The sequence below is a fragment of the Aliarcobacter cibarius genome, from assembly GCF_013372265.1.
Taxonomy (GTDB): Bacteria; Campylobacterota; Campylobacteria; order Campylobacterales; family Arcobacteraceae; genus Aliarcobacter; species Aliarcobacter cibarius.
Window position 1 is genome coordinate 1701065 of the sequence record NZ_CP054051.1, and the last position, 15716, is coordinate 1716780.

18 protein-coding genes are annotated in these 15716 nt (G+C 27.3%); 10 read left to right on the plus strand and 8 right to left on the minus strand.

The genetic code is table 11. From position 1 onward, the window contains the following. Window positions 1-5: 5 nt before the first annotated feature. The 3 genes from ACBT_RS08570 (at window position 6) to ACBT_RS08580 (ending at window position 2505) form a co-directional block, all read left to right on the plus strand. Window positions 6-413, plus strand: a complete 408-nt coding sequence (locus tag ACBT_RS08570; protein ID WP_024775945.1) for a SufE family protein — start codon at window positions 6-8, stop codon at window positions 411-413. A gap of 9 nt (window positions 414-422) precedes the next feature. Next, a complete protein-coding gene (locus tag ACBT_RS08575) occupies window positions 423-773 on the plus strand; it encodes a metal-sulfur cluster assembly factor (RefSeq protein ID WP_024775944.1) in 351 nt (116 codons plus the stop codon). Between the two features lie 280 nt (window positions 774-1053). Further along, a complete protein-coding gene (locus tag ACBT_RS08580) occupies window positions 1054-2505 on the plus strand; it encodes an acetyl-CoA carboxylase biotin carboxylase subunit (RefSeq protein ID WP_024775943.1) in 1452 nt (483 codons plus the stop codon). A 47-nt stretch (window positions 2506-2552) separates the two neighbouring features. Here the strand turns inward: ACBT_RS08580 and ACBT_RS08585 are convergent, their stop codons facing one another. The 3 genes from ACBT_RS08585 to ACBT_RS08595 are packed head-to-tail and all read right to left on the minus strand — an operon-like array spanning window position 2553 to window position 5104. Then, window positions 2553-3425: a DMT family transporter gene (locus ACBT_RS08585; RefSeq protein ID WP_024775942.1), complete on the minus strand. Its 873-nt coding sequence runs from the start codon at window positions 3423-3425 to the stop codon at window positions 2553-2555. Window positions 3426-3454: 29 nt separating this feature from the next. Continuing rightward, window positions 3455-4720: a methyl-accepting chemotaxis protein gene (locus tag ACBT_RS08590; RefSeq protein WP_024775941.1), complete on the minus strand. Its 1266-nt coding sequence runs from the start codon at window positions 4718-4720 to the stop codon at window positions 3455-3457. A gap of 3 nt (window positions 4721-4723) precedes the next feature. Beyond that, a complete protein-coding gene (locus ACBT_RS08595; protein WP_024775940.1) occupies window positions 4724-5104 on the minus strand; it encodes a PAS domain-containing protein in 381 nt (126 codons plus the stop codon). A gap of 156 nt (window positions 5105-5260) precedes the next feature. Here ACBT_RS08595 and ACBT_RS08600 point away from each other — a divergent pair, with 156 nt between their 5' ends. Then, the gene (locus ACBT_RS08600; protein ID WP_024775939.1) at window positions 5261-6799 is read left to right on the plus strand and encodes a methyl-accepting chemotaxis protein; all 1539 of its coding nucleotides are present in this window, start codon (window positions 5261-5263) and stop codon (window positions 6797-6799) included. Between the two features lie 25 nt (window positions 6800-6824). Here the strand turns inward: ACBT_RS08600 and cobA are convergent, their stop codons facing one another. Genes cobA through ACBT_RS08620 form a run of 4 tightly spaced genes read right to left on the minus strand, consistent with a single transcriptional unit; the run spans window position 6825 to window position 11256 of the window. Then, a complete protein-coding gene (gene cobA, locus ACBT_RS08605) occupies window positions 6825-7565 on the minus strand; it encodes a uroporphyrinogen-III C-methyltransferase (protein ID WP_024775938.1) in 741 nt (246 codons plus the stop codon). 1 nt (window position 7566) lies between these two features. Then, window positions 7567-8130, minus strand: a complete 564-nt coding sequence (locus ACBT_RS08610) for a rhomboid family intramembrane serine protease (RefSeq protein ID WP_024775937.1) — start codon at window positions 8128-8130, stop codon at window positions 7567-7569. Beyond that, entirely contained in the window at window positions 8130-10547 is a 2418-nt protein-coding gene (lon, locus tag ACBT_RS08615; protein WP_024775936.1) for an endopeptidase La, read from the minus strand. Before lon ends, ACBT_RS08610 begins: the two co-directional genes overlap by 1 nt. Before the next feature lie 55 nt (window positions 10548-10602). Further along, window positions 10603-11256 (minus strand): outer membrane protein assembly factor BamD, encoded by a 654-nt coding sequence (locus ACBT_RS08620; protein WP_024775935.1) that lies wholly within the window; start codon window positions 11254-11256, stop codon window positions 10603-10605. 109 nt (window positions 11257-11365) lie between these two features. On the opposite strand from ACBT_RS08620, the gene ACBT_RS08625 reads away from it, so the two are divergent. Genes ACBT_RS08625 through ACBT_RS08640 form a run of 4 tightly spaced genes read left to right on the plus strand, consistent with a single transcriptional unit; the run spans window position 11366 to window position 13052 of the window. Further along, the gene (locus ACBT_RS08625) at window positions 11366-12130 is read left to right on the plus strand and encodes a pyrroline-5-carboxylate reductase (protein WP_024775934.1); all 765 of its coding nucleotides are present in this window, start codon (window positions 11366-11368) and stop codon (window positions 12128-12130) included. Continuing rightward, window positions 12117-12404, plus strand: coding sequence for a prepilin-type N-terminal cleavage/methylation domain-containing protein (locus tag ACBT_RS08630; protein ID WP_024775933.1), 288 nt, complete (start codon window positions 12117-12119; stop codon window positions 12402-12404). The genes ACBT_RS08625 and ACBT_RS08630 overlap by 14 nt, the downstream gene beginning before the upstream one ends. Further along, complete coding sequence (locus tag ACBT_RS08635) at window positions 12394-12735, plus strand: hypothetical protein (RefSeq protein WP_024775932.1); 342 nt, start codon at window positions 12394-12396, stop codon at window positions 12733-12735. The genes ACBT_RS08630 and ACBT_RS08635 overlap by 11 nt, the downstream gene beginning before the upstream one ends. Next, window positions 12732-13052 (plus strand): hypothetical protein, encoded by a 321-nt coding sequence (locus ACBT_RS08640; protein ID WP_024775931.1) that lies wholly within the window; start codon window positions 12732-12734, stop codon window positions 13050-13052. Before ACBT_RS08635 ends, ACBT_RS08640 begins: the two co-directional genes overlap by 4 nt. 2 nt (window positions 13053-13054) lie before the next feature. Here ACBT_RS08640 and ACBT_RS08645 read toward each other — a convergent pair whose 3' ends face one another. Continuing rightward, window positions 13055-13654: a non-canonical purine NTP pyrophosphatase gene (locus ACBT_RS08645; protein WP_024775930.1), complete on the minus strand. Its 600-nt coding sequence runs from the start codon at window positions 13652-13654 to the stop codon at window positions 13055-13057. A gap of 75 nt (window positions 13655-13729) precedes the next feature. On the opposite strand from ACBT_RS08645, the gene ACBT_RS08650 reads away from it, so the two are divergent. Both ACBT_RS08650 and ACBT_RS08655 read left to right on the plus strand, forming a co-directional pair. After that, a complete protein-coding gene (locus ACBT_RS08650; protein ID WP_024775929.1) occupies window positions 13730-15040 on the plus strand; it encodes an MFS transporter in 1311 nt (436 codons plus the stop codon). 32 nt (window positions 15041-15072) lie between these two features. Continuing rightward, window positions 15073-15714: a transglutaminase-like cysteine peptidase gene (locus ACBT_RS08655; protein ID WP_024775928.1), complete on the plus strand. Its 642-nt coding sequence runs from the start codon at window positions 15073-15075 to the stop codon at window positions 15712-15714. Window positions 15715-15716: the final 2 nt, after the last annotated feature.

Genomic DNA, 15716 nt, shown 5'->3' on the forward strand with positions numbered 1-15716 from the left:
AAATTATGAGTATAAAACAAAGAATTGAAAATATAAAAGAAGATTTAGAATTTTTCGATGAAGAGTTAGCAAAATATGAATATATTATAGATTTAGGTAAAAAACTTCCTTCATTTGATGAAAAGAATCAAATTCCTGAAAACTTAGTTCATGGATGCACTTCGCAAGTTTGGTTAATTTGTGAAAAAAAAGATGACAAACTGTTTTTTTATGGAACAAGTGACGCAATAATAGTAAAAGGTTTAGTTTATATTATTTTAGAAATTTTCTCAAACTCTACAATACAGGAGTTAAAAGAAGTTGACATGGATATTATAAGAGAATTAAATTTAAGTGAAGTTATTACTCCAAATAGACAAAGTGGAGTTATTGGAATGATTAAAAAAATAAAAGAATATGCTTTAAAATATTAAGGAAAAATAATGAACGGAATTTTCAATAAAGAAGAGATAAAAGAAAAAATTATAGAGAATTTAAAAAAAGTTTATGACCCAGAAATACCTGTAGACATTTATAATTTAGGGTTAATTTATAATATAGAACTTGAAGAAAGAGAAAATTATCTATTTTGTGAAATAGAAATGACTCTTACAAGTCCGGCTTGTCCTGTAGCTGACAGCTTACTAGAACAAGTAAGATACGTAGCAATGGCAGTTGATGAAGTAGATGAAGCAAAAGTTAATCTAGTATTTGAACCTGTTTGGGAACCTCACATGATGAGTGAAGATGCAAAAGAGATTATGGGAGCAAGTGGAGCTGCTATCTCTTGGTAAAAACATAATATCAAAAAATAAAATTATTAGCCCTAAATTGGGCTAATTTATACATAAAAATCTTCAAATAAAATCAAATATTTCTCCTTAAAAAACCATATAAAATAAAACTAAATTTAGATAAAAAATTTAATCTTTTAAACATAGGGAAATAAAAGGTTTAGATAAATAAAAAACTACATATTTAGCAATATCCAACTATAAAATTAACAAAAAATAAGAAGAATAAAAGAGAAAAATACCCTAAAATTTCGATAATATTTTTTTAAAAGGTGAGTATATGAAAAAAATCAAAAAAGTACTTATTGCTAATAGAGGAGAGATTGCACTAAGAATCATAAGAGCTTGTAAAGAGCTTGAGATTAAAAGTGTTGCTGTATTCTCTGAAGTTGATGTAGAGGGTATTTGGGTAAGAAAAGCTGATGAATGTTACCCTATTTTAGGAGATGTTGTTCAAGCATACTTAGATTATGAAAAAATCATTTCAATTGCAAAAAAATCTGATTGTGATGCAATTCACCCTGGATATGGATTTTTAAGTGAAAATGCTGATTTTGCAAGAGCTTGTGAAGAAAATGGAATTATTTTTATTGGTCCAAAACCTGAACATATCGAACTATTTGGTGATAAAATGGCATCAAAAGTAGCTATGAAAAAAGTTGGAGTTCCTGTTCTTGAAGGTACTGATGAGCCAATTATTGATATTGAAGAAGGTGCAAAAATTGCAAAACAAATTGGATTCCCAGTTATAATTAAAGCTGCATTTGGTGGTGGTGGAAGAGGAATGAGAATAGTAAGAGAAGAGAAAGACTTCAAAGAACTATTTGAAAGTGCCTCAAATGAAGCAAAAAAATATTTCGGTAGAGGTGAAGCATTTATTGAAAAATATGTTGAGAATCCAAGACATATTGAAATTCAAGTTATTGCTGATAAATATGGAAATGTTTTACACCTTGGAGAAAGAGATTGTTCTATTCAAAGAAGACATCAAAAAGTTATTGAAATTGCTCCAAGTCCAAGATTAAATAATGAAGCAAGAAAAGAGTTATATAGAATTGCTACAAAAGCTATGTTCAAACTAGGATACGAAAGTGTTGGAACAGTTGAATTCTTACTTGATCCAGATGACAATATCTACTTTATTGAAATGAATACAAGAGTTCAAGTTGAGCACCCTGTAACTGAAACTATTACTGGAGTTGATATTATTCAAAGAATGATTCAAATTGCTGAAGGTAGTAGAATGATTTTCTTACAAGAAGAAATAAACTTTAGAGGATACTCTATTGAGTTCAGAATAAATGCTGAAAATCCATTAAAAGGATTTATGCCTTCTGTTGGAACTGTTGAGAGATATTTAACACCAGGTGGTCCTGGAGTAAGACTTGACTCTGCACTTTACACAGGATATAAAGTTCCACCAAACTATGATTCAATGGTTGGAAAATTAATCGTATGGGCACTTGACTGGGAAGGTTGTGTGAAAAAAGCAACTAGAGCGTTAGATGAGTTCTATATAGAAGGATTCCCTACAAATATTCCTCTTCATAGAGAAATTGTAAGAGACCAAGATTTCAAAGATGGTATATTTACAACAAATTATCTTGATAAAAAAATGGATATTTTCACATTACATAGTAAAGATAATATTGAAGAAGAAGAGTCTAAAGTAGAAAATGTTAAAAAATTAATAGCTACAATTAACTCAAAAAATATCACAACAAGACATTAATAACCTCTTTTAGAGGTTATTAAATCTTCACAAAAAATAAATTTCAACTACAAACTTTTTCTTTTTAAAGCTAAAAATATACCAAAGATAATTATAAAAGAAGAAACTATAAGTTCAAAAGTTATAGCCTCCTTCAAAAAAATAGTACTTAAAAATATTGCAATTATAGGAACTAACAATTGAATTACACTAGCAGTCATAATCTCTATTTTTGGTAAAACTATGTACCAAATAAATACTCCAAATGCTGTTGTAATACCACCTGAAATTATTGCTAAAAAAGAAGTGAAAAAGTCGATTTTTAAATCATTATTAAAAACTAAAATATAAAAAATTGCAAATATAATTGCAATTATAAAAGCTTTTAGAAAGCTATCTGCTGCATTTACAATTGCATTTTGTGACTTTTTACCAAGTACACTAAAAACTGCCCAACCAATTCCTGATAAAAACATCAAAAGTGTATGAAAATATGAAATTTCAAAATCATATTTTGGATAAAGTAAATATACTAATCCCAAAAAAGCTATCAATATCCCAATTATCTTATTAAACGTCAATTTCTCATTAAAAAATAAAGCTAAGATTATCATTGTAAGTTGTACAACAGCGAATAGAATTAATGTCCCTATACCTGCTAACATATTAGTATATGAAAATGAAAAGCAAATTGCATATAAAAAAAACATAAATCCACTAAGATAATTTGATTTTAAATCAATTTTTAAACTTTTATTTTTATAAAAACACAAACATAATAATATAAACATAGCTGAAATAATTCTCAATAAAGTAAAGCTAAAAGCATCAATATTTTGAGTTGAAATAGCCATTCTAGCTAAAATTGAATTTAAAGCAAAAAATAATAAAACTAGAAAAATCAAAAATATAATTTTCAAACTAAATAATGAATTTTTCATATTGTAAAATAATTTTCTGCTATTATTTGTTAGTATTCACTACTTCTTATTTTTTTTGCCTTGGCACTATCTTTTCCTTCAAACTCTTTTGCATTTGCATTTTTCACAATTAACGTAGATATTGTATCTGTTGTAACTGCTACATCATGTGATTGTGAAGCTACATTAGCATTTTCTTGTGTTTGTGAATCTATAGTTGCTATTGCACTATTTATCTGTTCAACAGCGTCTAACTGTTCTTGGCTTGAATTTTGAACATCATCTATTAAAATTATTGCTTCATTTAGACTTGAATACAACTCTTTATATCCATCTATCATATGGCTTGAAATTTCATTTCCTTCATTCGCTTTTTTTGTAGCACTTTGTACAATATTTTTTATTTCTTTTGCAGCTTCTGCACTTCTACTTGCTAAACTTCTAACCTCTCCTGCTACAACGGCAAATCCTTTTCCAGCTTCACCTGCTGTTGCTGCTTCAACTGCTGCATTTAAAGATAATATATTTGTTTGAAATGCAATTTGATCAATCACACTTATTGCTTCATTGACTAAATTTACTTCTCTTGCTATATCTTGCATTGAAGCTGAAGTTTTTGAAGCTAAATTTTCTCCTTTATGAGCTTGTTCTATTATACTCTGAGATAGCCTTGCAACTTTTAAAACATTTTGTGTATTGTTTCTTATATTTGTTGTAACTTCATCCAAAGCGGCTGATGTCTCTTCTAAACTAGCAGCTGCTTTTGATGATGAGATATTTAAACTATCAACATTTTTCAAAAGTACTTTCGAACTATTTTGTAATGTTAATCCATTTGATTTATTTTCAATCAACATTTCAGTAATAGTTTTTCTAAGAGTGTTTATTTCTTCAAATAAAACTCTAAAATCATTTTTCACTAAACTCTCATCCAATTTTTCTCTATAATCATATTTCCCATATAAAAGAAGGGTTTGCTTAATTAAAGAGATACTTTTTTCTAAATCATTTGCAAGATTATTAATAGTTTTTGCAATATAATTTAGTTTAAAATTTGAACTATTTGTAAAATTTATTCGATCACTTACTATACCACTTGCAAGTTTTTCTGAAACTAACATAATTTCACCAAAAATTTGCAACTCTTCATCATTTTTTTTATTTAAAATTCTACAAATATTATCTAATTTTTTCGATACTTCATCATTATCTTTCACAGAATTCATATCAATATAATTTATTTCACTATTTAAGTATTTTTCTATTTGAGTTAAAGTTTCTAACATATCTTTATTTGATTTTTTTCTAAAAAACATATTTCATCCTAACTTATACAAATTTCTTGCATTTTGTATCTCTTGTTCTGTTGGTTTAACTCTAACAGATACATATCTTGTTGTCCCATCAGGATTTTTTGATTTAAAAGCTGTCGCATTCACCCAATAATATCCACCATCTTTTGTTCTATTCTTTACTATACCTTTCCAAATCTTTCCCGCTTTTATTGTTTTCCAAAGATCTTCAAATGCCCATGCTGGCATATCTTTATGTCTAACTATATTATGTTGATTCCCGACTAGTTCTTCCAATGTATATCCTGCAATTTTACAAAAATCAAAATTTGCAAATGTTATAACTCCATCTTCATTTGTTTGTGAAACTATTATAGTTCCCTTGTCTAAAAAAATCTCATTATTCAATAAATTTCCCCTAATATATTAAATTTTGCTACAATAACTTATATTAACTTAAACTAAATTTTAAATATAAGAAATAATAATTCGAGAGTCATTATTTTTTAAAGGTAAATGAAATTTTACTTTTAATATAATCATCCTCTAAATAAAGGAGTTTCTATGTTTTTTAAAACAAATAAAGAGGATGGACTTTTAAAAAAAGCTATAGATGACAACTATGCAATAATATACTTTAATCCCGATGGTAACATAATTAAAGCAAATAATAATTTCTTAAAAGCAATGGGCTATACTTTAGATGAAATTGTTACTAAACACCACAGTATGTTTTGTGATGAGAAATTTAGTAATACAAAAGAGTATAAAGAAAGCTGGAAAAGATTAAGAGCTGGTGAAACTATAACAGCAGAGTTTCAAAGAGTAAAAAAAGATGGTGATTACATCTTTCTAAGAGCTTCTTATATGCCTATTTTCGAAAATGGTAAAGTTATTGAAATAATTAAACTTGCTCAAGATATTACAAAAAATAGATTAAGAAATCTGCATTACATTGGACAAGTAAAAGCAATAAATAAATCAAATGCAGTTATTGAGTTTGATATGGAAGGAAAGATTTTAAATGTAAATGATAACTTCTTAAGTTCCGTTGGCTATATGAAAGATGAAGTTATAGGGAAACATCACTCAATTTTTTGTGAAGAATCTTATAAAAACTCAAATGAATATAAAGAGTTTTGGAAAAAATTAAATCGTGGTGAATTTGATAGTGGAGAATACCTAAGAGTTGGTAAAAATGGTAAAAAAGTTTGGATACAAGCTACTTATAACCCTATTTTAGATTTAGATGGTGATCCTTTTAGAGTAGTAAAATATGCTATAGATATAACTGATAAAAAAAACACTATGATTGAAATTGAAAAAGATATAAATGAGTTTAGCTCTTCTTTAAATAATCTTTCAATTGCCTCAACAAAGATGCTTGAAGAATCAAAATCTTCTATGCAAAATTCTCTTAGTGTTACAAATTCAACTGAAGATTTAAATAATGTGATTCTAGATTTAAGTAAAAAAATTGATGATATGCTTCAATCTATTACATCTATTTCTCAAAATGCAGCAAATAGCGAGAAAATTGCCTCAATAGCTAAAGAGCAATCAAAAGAGAGTGCAAAAGCAATGATTAAATTAAATGAAGAATCAACAAAAATTAGTGATACAATTAGTATTATTTCTCAAATTGCATTTCAAACAAATATATTATCTTTAAATGCAGCAGTTGAAGCAGCAACAGCTGGAGAAGCTGGAAAAGGATTTGCTGTTGTTGCACAAGAAGTAAGAAATTTAGCAACAAGATCAAATGAAGCAGCAAAAAATATAACTTCGGTAATTGAACTTATTCAATCCTTAGTAAAAGAATCTCTTAATTCTATTCATGGGATTGATGATACTATTGAAAAAATAAATAGTATGTCAAAGGATATTTCACAATCTATGGTTGAACAAAAAAACACTTCTTTTGAACTTTCAAACAGTGCAAAACAAAGCTCTTATAATTTAAATGAAGTATCAAAAACAATGCAGAAAGTATCACTTTCAGCACAGGAAACGGAAAAAGAAGCAGAAATTACGAAAAACAGTTCAAATGAACTAATAAAAGTATCAAATAAATTAATAACTACTCTAAAAAATTTAAAATAACATAATAAAAGAATGTAGCAAAATGCTACACTTCTTCAAACCATTTCAAATCTTCTCTTAATTTAACAACTTCTCCAACAACAATCATTGCAGGAGTTGGTATACCATTTGATTTCTCTGTTATATTTTCTAAAGTCCCAACAACAACTTTTTGCTCTTTTGTTGTACCTCTTGAGATAATTGCACAAGGTGTAGTAGATAATTTTCCTACTTCTATTAATTTATCTGTAATTAATTTAATATTATGAATACTCATCAGAAAAACTATTGTTTCATCTGTAACAAAACTTTGCCAATTTATTTGAGAATCTTTTTTATTAGGATCTTCATGTCCAGTTACAACTCTAAAAGACGTAGTATACCCTCTATTTGTAACAGGTATTCCAGCATATGCTGGAACGCTAATACTTGAAGTAATACCAGGAATTATTTCAAATTTTATTCCTTTTTCTTTTAGATATAAAGCTTCTTCTCCACCTCTACCAAAAACAAAAGGATCTCCACCTTTTAATCTTACAATAACCTCATATTTCAAAGCAGCTTGATAAATTATCTCATTTATCTCTTCTTGTGGCATTAGATGTTTTGCATACTCTTTTCCTACAAAAATAAACTCACACCCTTCTTTTGCCATTTTAAGTATTTCTGGATTTACTAATTTATCGTAAATTATTACATCAGCCTCTTTTACAACTCTAGCTGATTTCAAAGTCATAAGCTCAATATCACCTGGGCCTGCACCTGCTAAATACACTTTTTTTGTCATTTTATCTTTTTAATCTACTTTGTAAAATCTGTTTATGAATTATTGCATAAATAAATCCAACAAAAAGACCTATAAAATGCGCATACCAAGCTATTGGAAGTCCAATTAGAAGTGGAGCAACTGATATAAGTAAAATCCAAGTGATGATTCCACTTCTTTGAGATTTATCAAAATAAGCAACATAACCCAAAATTGCAGAAATTGCTCCACTTGCACCTACTAAATTTACTCTAACATCAACATAAAAAATATATAAGAAGGATAACAAAGAAGTTAAAATTCCAGTTACTAAATACAAAATTACAAAACTTTTAGCACCTCTTGCTTTTTCGATTAAGTTCCCAAATTGCCATAAAACAAACATATTCATACCAAGATGAGCAATTCCTCCATGAGAAAAAATAGTAGTTATTGGTTGCCAAAAAAATCCACCAACCAAAAAATATAAATTTAATCCCATAAAAAGTGATCCCTGCTCAATGTTTATTTGAACAATATAAGCTATTACTGTAATAAATATTATAATATTTGTAGCAGTAAAATCACTTTTTGAGAATTTAAGCATTAGATTAATGCCTCATTTAATACATCGTCTATCGTATCTACAGCTTTTATTGTAAGAGCATCTTTTACCTCTTGAGGTACATCATATAAATCTCTTTCAAAATTCTTTCTTGGAATTAAAACTTTTGTCATTTTTGCTTTAAATGCAGCTATTAATTTTTCTTTTAATCCTCCAATAGGAAGAACTTTTCCACTTAAAGTAAGCTCACCTGTCATAGCAATATCTGCTTTAATCTTTCTATTGCTTAGTACTGAAGCTATCGCTAACGCCATAGTAATTCCTGCACTTGGTCCATCTTTTGGAGTTGCACCAGCTGGAACATGAAGATGAATATCATATCTTTTATATATTTCACTAATATCAAGTTTTGTATTTTCTTCTTGTTCTTTAAAAGTTTTAGGAATTAATTTCTCATCAATTTTTAATGAACATTCATCTATTAAAAGTTTTACAACAGAATAAGAGATACTTGATGACTCTTTCATAACATCACCTAAGCTTCCTGTTACTTTTAAATCACCTTTTCCTTTTAATTTAATAGCTTCAATTTTTAATATATCTCCACCAACAGATGTCCAAGCAAGACCGTTTGAAATCCCTACAAAATTCTCTTTATCTGCAGGATCAATTTCAAAAATAGGATTATCAAGATAAGTTTTTAAATCTTTAACTCCTATTGATACTTTTGTAACATTTTCATCTGATAAAATTTGTTTAACAACTTTTCTAAATAATTTTGAGAAAACTCTTCTTAAATTTCTAACTCCTGCTTCTCTTGTATATTTAGAAATTATTGTTTCAATTGTTGCTTTATTTATGCTAACTTCATTTTTTGAAAGACCATGTTTTTCCAATTCTTGAGGGATTAAGTAGTCTTTTGCAATATGATATTTTTCATTTGGTGTATAAGAGCTTATCTCTATAAATTCCATTCTATCTCTTAAAGGAGCTGGAATATTTCTTATATCATTTGCTGTTGATACAAAAATTACTTGTGACAAATCAATAGGAAAATTTAAATATAAATCTCTAAATTCATGATTTTGCTCAGGATCTAAAACTTCAAGCATAACAGCAGTAGGGTCACCTCTATGACTAGTTCCTAGTTTATCAATCTCATCTAAAACCATAACTGGATTCATTTTTTTTGCATCAATAAGACCTTTAACCAATCTTCCAGGCATTGCTCCCACATAAGTTCTTCTATGCCCTCTAAGCTCATTTACATCTTCCATTCCACCAAGAGCAATTCTAACAAGTGGTCTTTTTAAAGCTTCAGAAATAGAGTTTGCTAAAGAAGTTTTACCAACACCTGGAGGTCCTACAAAACATAAAACTGTACCTTTCGATTTTAAATCTTCAATTTTTCTTTGTTCTAATAACTGTTTTACTGCAAAATATTCAGCAATTCTCTCTTTAGCTTTTTCTAGAGAATAGTGATCTTTATTTAACTGTTTTTCAACGCTTGAAACTGAAATCTTCTCATTTGAATATTCGCCAAAAGGTATATCTAAAACCAATTCAACATAAGTTTGTAAAAGTGAAGCATCTGGAGAATCTGGATTCATACGACTTAATTTTTCAATTTGTCTTTTTGTCTCTTTATAAGCATCTTTTCCCATAAAAGTTTTTTTTGCTTTTAATTTTTTCTTATAAGATTTTATCTCTTCTTCTTTTTGATTATCAACACCTAGCTCTTTTTGTAAAGCTTTGATTTGTTCTTTTAAGAAATAATCTTTATGAGTTTTTTCTATTTTTGAATTAACTTTTTGAGTTATCTCTTTTTGAATTTTATAAGATTCAATCTCTTTATTAATAACTTCAATAATATCTAAAAGTCTTTGTTCTAAATTTGTTTGTGAAAATAACTTAAATGCTTCATCTTTTTTAAGATTTAAAACTGAAGAAATTAAATCTGCAACTCTTGAAGCATCATCGTTTTCTTCAAGAGTTTTTATTAAATCAACTGGAAATTTACTATTTAATCTTGATAATTTTTTAACACTTTCAATTACAACTTCAACTAATGATTTAATAGCTTCATTTGAGAATGGTTCATTTTCTATTTTTTCAACTGCAGCAAAAAGTGGTCTTGATTCATTAAAATCAATAATTTTCCCTTTTGCCAATCCTTGAAAAAGTACTTTTATTTTACCATCAGGTAAAGATACTTTTCTCATAATATTTCCAATAACTCCAATATCGTAAAAAGAATCTTTTTCTCTATTTTTTTCATTTGCAGTTTTTGAAACTGAAACAATTACAAGTTTATTAAACTCTATTGCATTTTCAACTGCTTTAATATTTTGCTCATCGCTTAAAAAAATTGGAGCTATCATAAAAGGATATAGAAATAATTCATCTTCTATAATTAATGGTATTGTTTGTGGAAAATCTTCATAATTTTCTAATTGCATATTTTATTAACTCCTAAAAAGTATTCATATTTCTTAAATTAAAATGTATAAATTTTTATTCAAATAATGATCTATAAAATGGTACATCTACCATTTGTATTTCTTTTTCATCAACCCAAGATTCTTCTACTTTTTGTTGATAAACTTTTGCTGCTTCTGGTTTTCCTCTTCTATCATAAAGCTGTGAAATTTCTTTATCAATTGAAGCTTTTGCCATATAAATTCTTGCATTAATTGTATCTACTAAAGGCATGTATGGTGAATTTTTATATTTGTTTTTAAATTCTTCAATTTGAACAATAGTATCATCTAAAAGTTGTTGATTTCTATGTTGATTTTTGAATCCCATAAAATTTGCTTTTATTTTTAGATATCTTACATAATCAATGTCTTTACTCAAACTAAATCTTTTAATATACTCATCTAAGTAGAAATTTGCTAAAGCATACTCTTCTTCATCCATGTGTGCATTTACTAAAATTAAAAGTGCTGTTGGAATATATGGTGAGTTTCTATGCTCACTTTCAAGTGATGTATAGGTATCATCTGCCTCATCTAAATCATTCATTCCAATTTGTTGCATCATTTTATTATACCAATATAGTGCCGGTTTATTGTACTCTTGTTCACTCTTTGAAGAACAAGCACTAAATACAAATATTGCACAAACTGCCAATAATAAATTTTTAAACTTAAGATTTCTTACCATTATTTCATCCTTATTTTGTATAAAAGCATTATATTATCGAAAAATTACTTTATCGAAAGATTATTCTATAATTTTTGATATAATTAAAAAAATTTAACTGAGGTATATTATGAAACTAACAATTATTGGAAATGGTGTTATGGCACAATCTTTAGCCATGGGATTAATAAAAAGCTATGAAGTAGAAATGATAGGAAGGGACATAAATAAATTAAAAGCCATAAAAGAAAAGATGCCTCAAATTGAGATAAAACAACTAGAAGATAAAGAGGATATAAATGGGAAAAACATAATTTTTTGTGTAAAACCTTTTGCTCTTGAAAGCGTATCTGTTAGACTTGTTGGAACTGCAAATATTTTGATATCTATACTAGCTGGAACTAGATTGGATTATTTAAGAAAACAAGTAAAAGCAAAAAATTATGTAAGGGCTATGCCAAATATTGCTGCTAGTGTACTACAATCTATGACAACAGTTACAGGAGATTTAGAATCAAAAGATATCGCTATGAAAATATTTGCAACAATTGGACAATCTGTTTGGGTTCATACAGAATATCAACTAGATATAGCTACAGCTGTTGCTGGAAGCGGGCCTGCTTTTTTAGCTTTAGTTGCTGAAGCTTTAGCTGATGGTGCGGTTAAAGCTGGATTAGATAGACATTTAAGTACTCAATTAGTTCAGGGATTATTTGTAGGAACTGCTTCATTACTAAAACACTCTCATCCATCATTTATAAAAGATTCTGTTATGAGTCCAGGTGGAACAACAGCTTCTGGCTATTCTAAACTTGAAGAGTGTGGTGTTAGAAATGCTATGATATCAGCTGTTAATGAAGCTTATAACAAAGCTTGTGAACTTGCAAAAAAATAGTTTTACTTTAATTGAAACATTAATTAGCATAACTATTTTATCAGTTGTCGTGACTATATTTAATAAAATTAGTCACGATAATTTACGTGAAGATATATCCTATAATCTACTAAATGATTTGGAAAATATATTTGCTACAAAGAGTTACTCAAATTTACAAAAATCTTCTAAAACTATAAATATAATAAAAAATGAGACTTTAACAGAAAATTTAAATGTAAATGTTTACTCTTACAAAGATGAAAATATTTTTATTTTTAAATATGAAAAATAGTTTTTCCTTATTTGAATTACTTTTAACTTTAATTATTTCATCAACTATTATTATATTTTCAAGTAAATATCTAAAAGAGATTTATTTAGAAAATCAAAATATTCAAAATATAGAAATATCAAAAATCGATTTAAGAAGTACAAAAATATTTCTTGAAAAAAATATAAAAGATTTAGATAAGTTAACATTCACAAACAATAACTTATACTTTAAGAATTATATTTTGTTAGAAAAAGTAAATGAATTTAAATTAATAAAAAACTCTGATCATATTGAGATATTTATAAACTATGATAATAAAATAACTCAAATATGGAAAATCGTTTTATGAAAAAAGCATATACACTTCTTCTTACTATTTTGCTACTTACAATTTTTAGTTTTCTTTCTATTCAAATTTTACAAACAAAAGCAATAAAAAGTGAAAATATAAAAAATCAATTTTTGTATATTCAAGCAAAAAACCATCTAATTTTTCTAGAAGAATATGTTAAAAGTATAGATTTAAAAGATATTGAATCAATAAAAATAGAAGATAATTTGTTTGATATAAAAGCTATTAAATCAAAAGATTTAAAGCATATAAATTTATATGTAAAATCTTTTGATTACAATGTTAGAGTTACTAAAATTATTAATATAGAATAGATTTATAAAATAACGTCTAAAACTTTTTTTGCTAATTTCAAGGCTCTATTTCTGTGAGAAAACTCTTGTTTAACTTCAAAATCAAGTTCTCCTAAAGTTTTAGAAAATCCTTTTGGAATAAACATAGGATCATACCCAAAACCATTTGTTCCCAACTCTTTATTTATAACATCTCCATACATAAAACCATGTACACTATAAACTTCATTTTTATAAACAATAGCTATACATGCTGTGTAAAAAGCTGGTGTAATTTCTAAATTCAATCTATTTAGTTCTTGAATTAATTTTTGATTATTATCTTTATCCGTAGCATTTATTCCCGCATATCTAGCAGAATAAACTCCTGGTTCATTATTTAGAACTGGAACACTAATTCCAGAATCATCAGAAATTACAACACAATCTTTTATTCCTTTTTTTTCTAATTCATCAAAAATTGTTTGCGCCTTTTTTATTGCATTACCTTTAAAACTATCTTTATCCTCTTCAATTTCTAATTTTCCTAAAATTTCACTAAAAGCAACTACCTCATCGTTTGGTAAAAGTTTTTTAAATTCTTTGATTTTTCCTTGATTTGCACTAGCTATTACTATCTTCAAATTTTGCCTTTATATTAATGTTATTGATTTTCCTATATAATCCTTATAAAAATTATAATATATTTAGGATTATGTATGATTAAATCAGTTATGCCTTTGAGTTTTATTATTGCTCTTAGGTTTTTTGGACTTTTTATTGTTTTACCAGTTATTTCAGTTTATGCGTTAAGTCTTGAAGGATCAAATGCAACTTTAGTTGGAATTGTTGTTGGTGGGTATGCCTTAACTCAAGTTATTTTTCAAGTTCCTTTTGGAGTGATGAGTGATAAATTAGGAAGAAAAGGAACTATTATTATGGGTCTTTTTCTATTTGCTATTGGTTCTCTTATATGTGCTGTTGCAACAGATATCTATACTTTAATGCTTGGTCGTCTTTTACAAGGAGCTGGGGCTATTGGTGCTGTTGTAACTGCAATGATTAGTGATATTGTAAAAGAACATGAAAGACCAAAAGCTATGGCTTTAATGGGAATGTTTATTGGTCTTGCTTTTGCAATTGCTATGATAGCAGGTCCTCTTATTGGTGGATTTATTGGTGTTCCAGTTCTATTTTATATCACTATGATTTTAGCACTTGCATCTATTTATATACTTGTAAAAAAAGTTCCTAATCCTCCAAAAATAACTCACACTTACAATGAAAAACTGAGTTTTAAAGATGTTTTAGGAAATGCAAATATCAACAGAATGCACATAACAAACTTTTTACAAAAAGGTTTAATGACTTTTGCATTTTTAGTTATTCCAATAATTTTAACAAGAGATTATTCTTGGGAAAAAAGTGAACTTTGGTATGTATATTTACCATCTATGATTTTTGGTATTTTATCAATGGGACCTGCTGCAATTATTGCTGAAAAAAAAGGAAAATTTAGAGAAATATTAGCTCTTGGAATAGTATTCTTTATTCTATCTTATTTAATAATTGGATTTAGTGCTAGTGCTTTAGTATTTTCTATTGGAGTTGTTGTATTCTTTGTTGGATTTAATATGCATGAACCAATTATGCAATCATTAACTTCAAAATTTGCAAAAGTTCATCAAAGAGGAAGTGTTCTTGGAGTATTTAACTCTTTTGGTTATTTAGGAACATTTATTGGTGGAGTTTTAGGTGGAATTATGCTTGATAGTATTGATTTAAAAACATTTTCTATAATCATTGCTGTTGTTTGTATTTTATGGTTATTTTTAATTATATCTATGCCAAATCCTTCAAAAACAAAAACTTTATATCTAGATTTAAATGATTACAAGTTAAATACCACTGTTTTAAATGATAATACAAAAGTTGAAGAATGGTATATTAACAACAGTGAAAATGTTGTTGCTGTTAAATTTAATGAAAGTAATATTAGTGAAGATGAAATAAAATCACTTTTAAAATAAATTTTAAATAAATACTATAAAGGAGGAGAAGAGTGAAAAAGTTTTTTGTTATACAAGCAACTCTTTTTCTACTTTTTTCTCTATATTTAGATGCTCAAAAGAGTTTTAATGTCACTACTTCAGACTTAAATAGAATTGAGCAAAAATATGGTTCTTCTGCAAGAAAAAAACTTGAAGATTGGGATAATATGATTGAAAATGCAAAAAATGAATCATTAATAAATCAACTTCAAATGGTAAATGATTTTTTTAACAAAATTCCATATAAAACAGATATGTCACATTGGAAGAAAAAAGATTATTGGGCAACTCCTATTGAGTTTATGGGAACAAATGGTGGAGACTGTGAAGATTACGCAATTGCAAAATATTTCTCACTTATAAAACTAGGTATTCCTGATAGCAAACTCAGAATTACCTATGTATCTTATTCAAAAGCAAATAGCAATTATGACCAAGCTCATATGGTTCTATCTTACTACCACAAAGCTGGAGGAGAACCTGTAATTTTGGATAATATTAATAAAACTTTACAACCTGCCTCTAAAAGAAATGACTTAAAACCTGTTTATAGCTTTAATGCAAGTGGGTTATGGCAAGCTCAGACAAAAGGTGAAACTAGAGCTGGTGACAATAATCTTAAATCTTGGAAAGATTTAATGACTAGATTTTAATT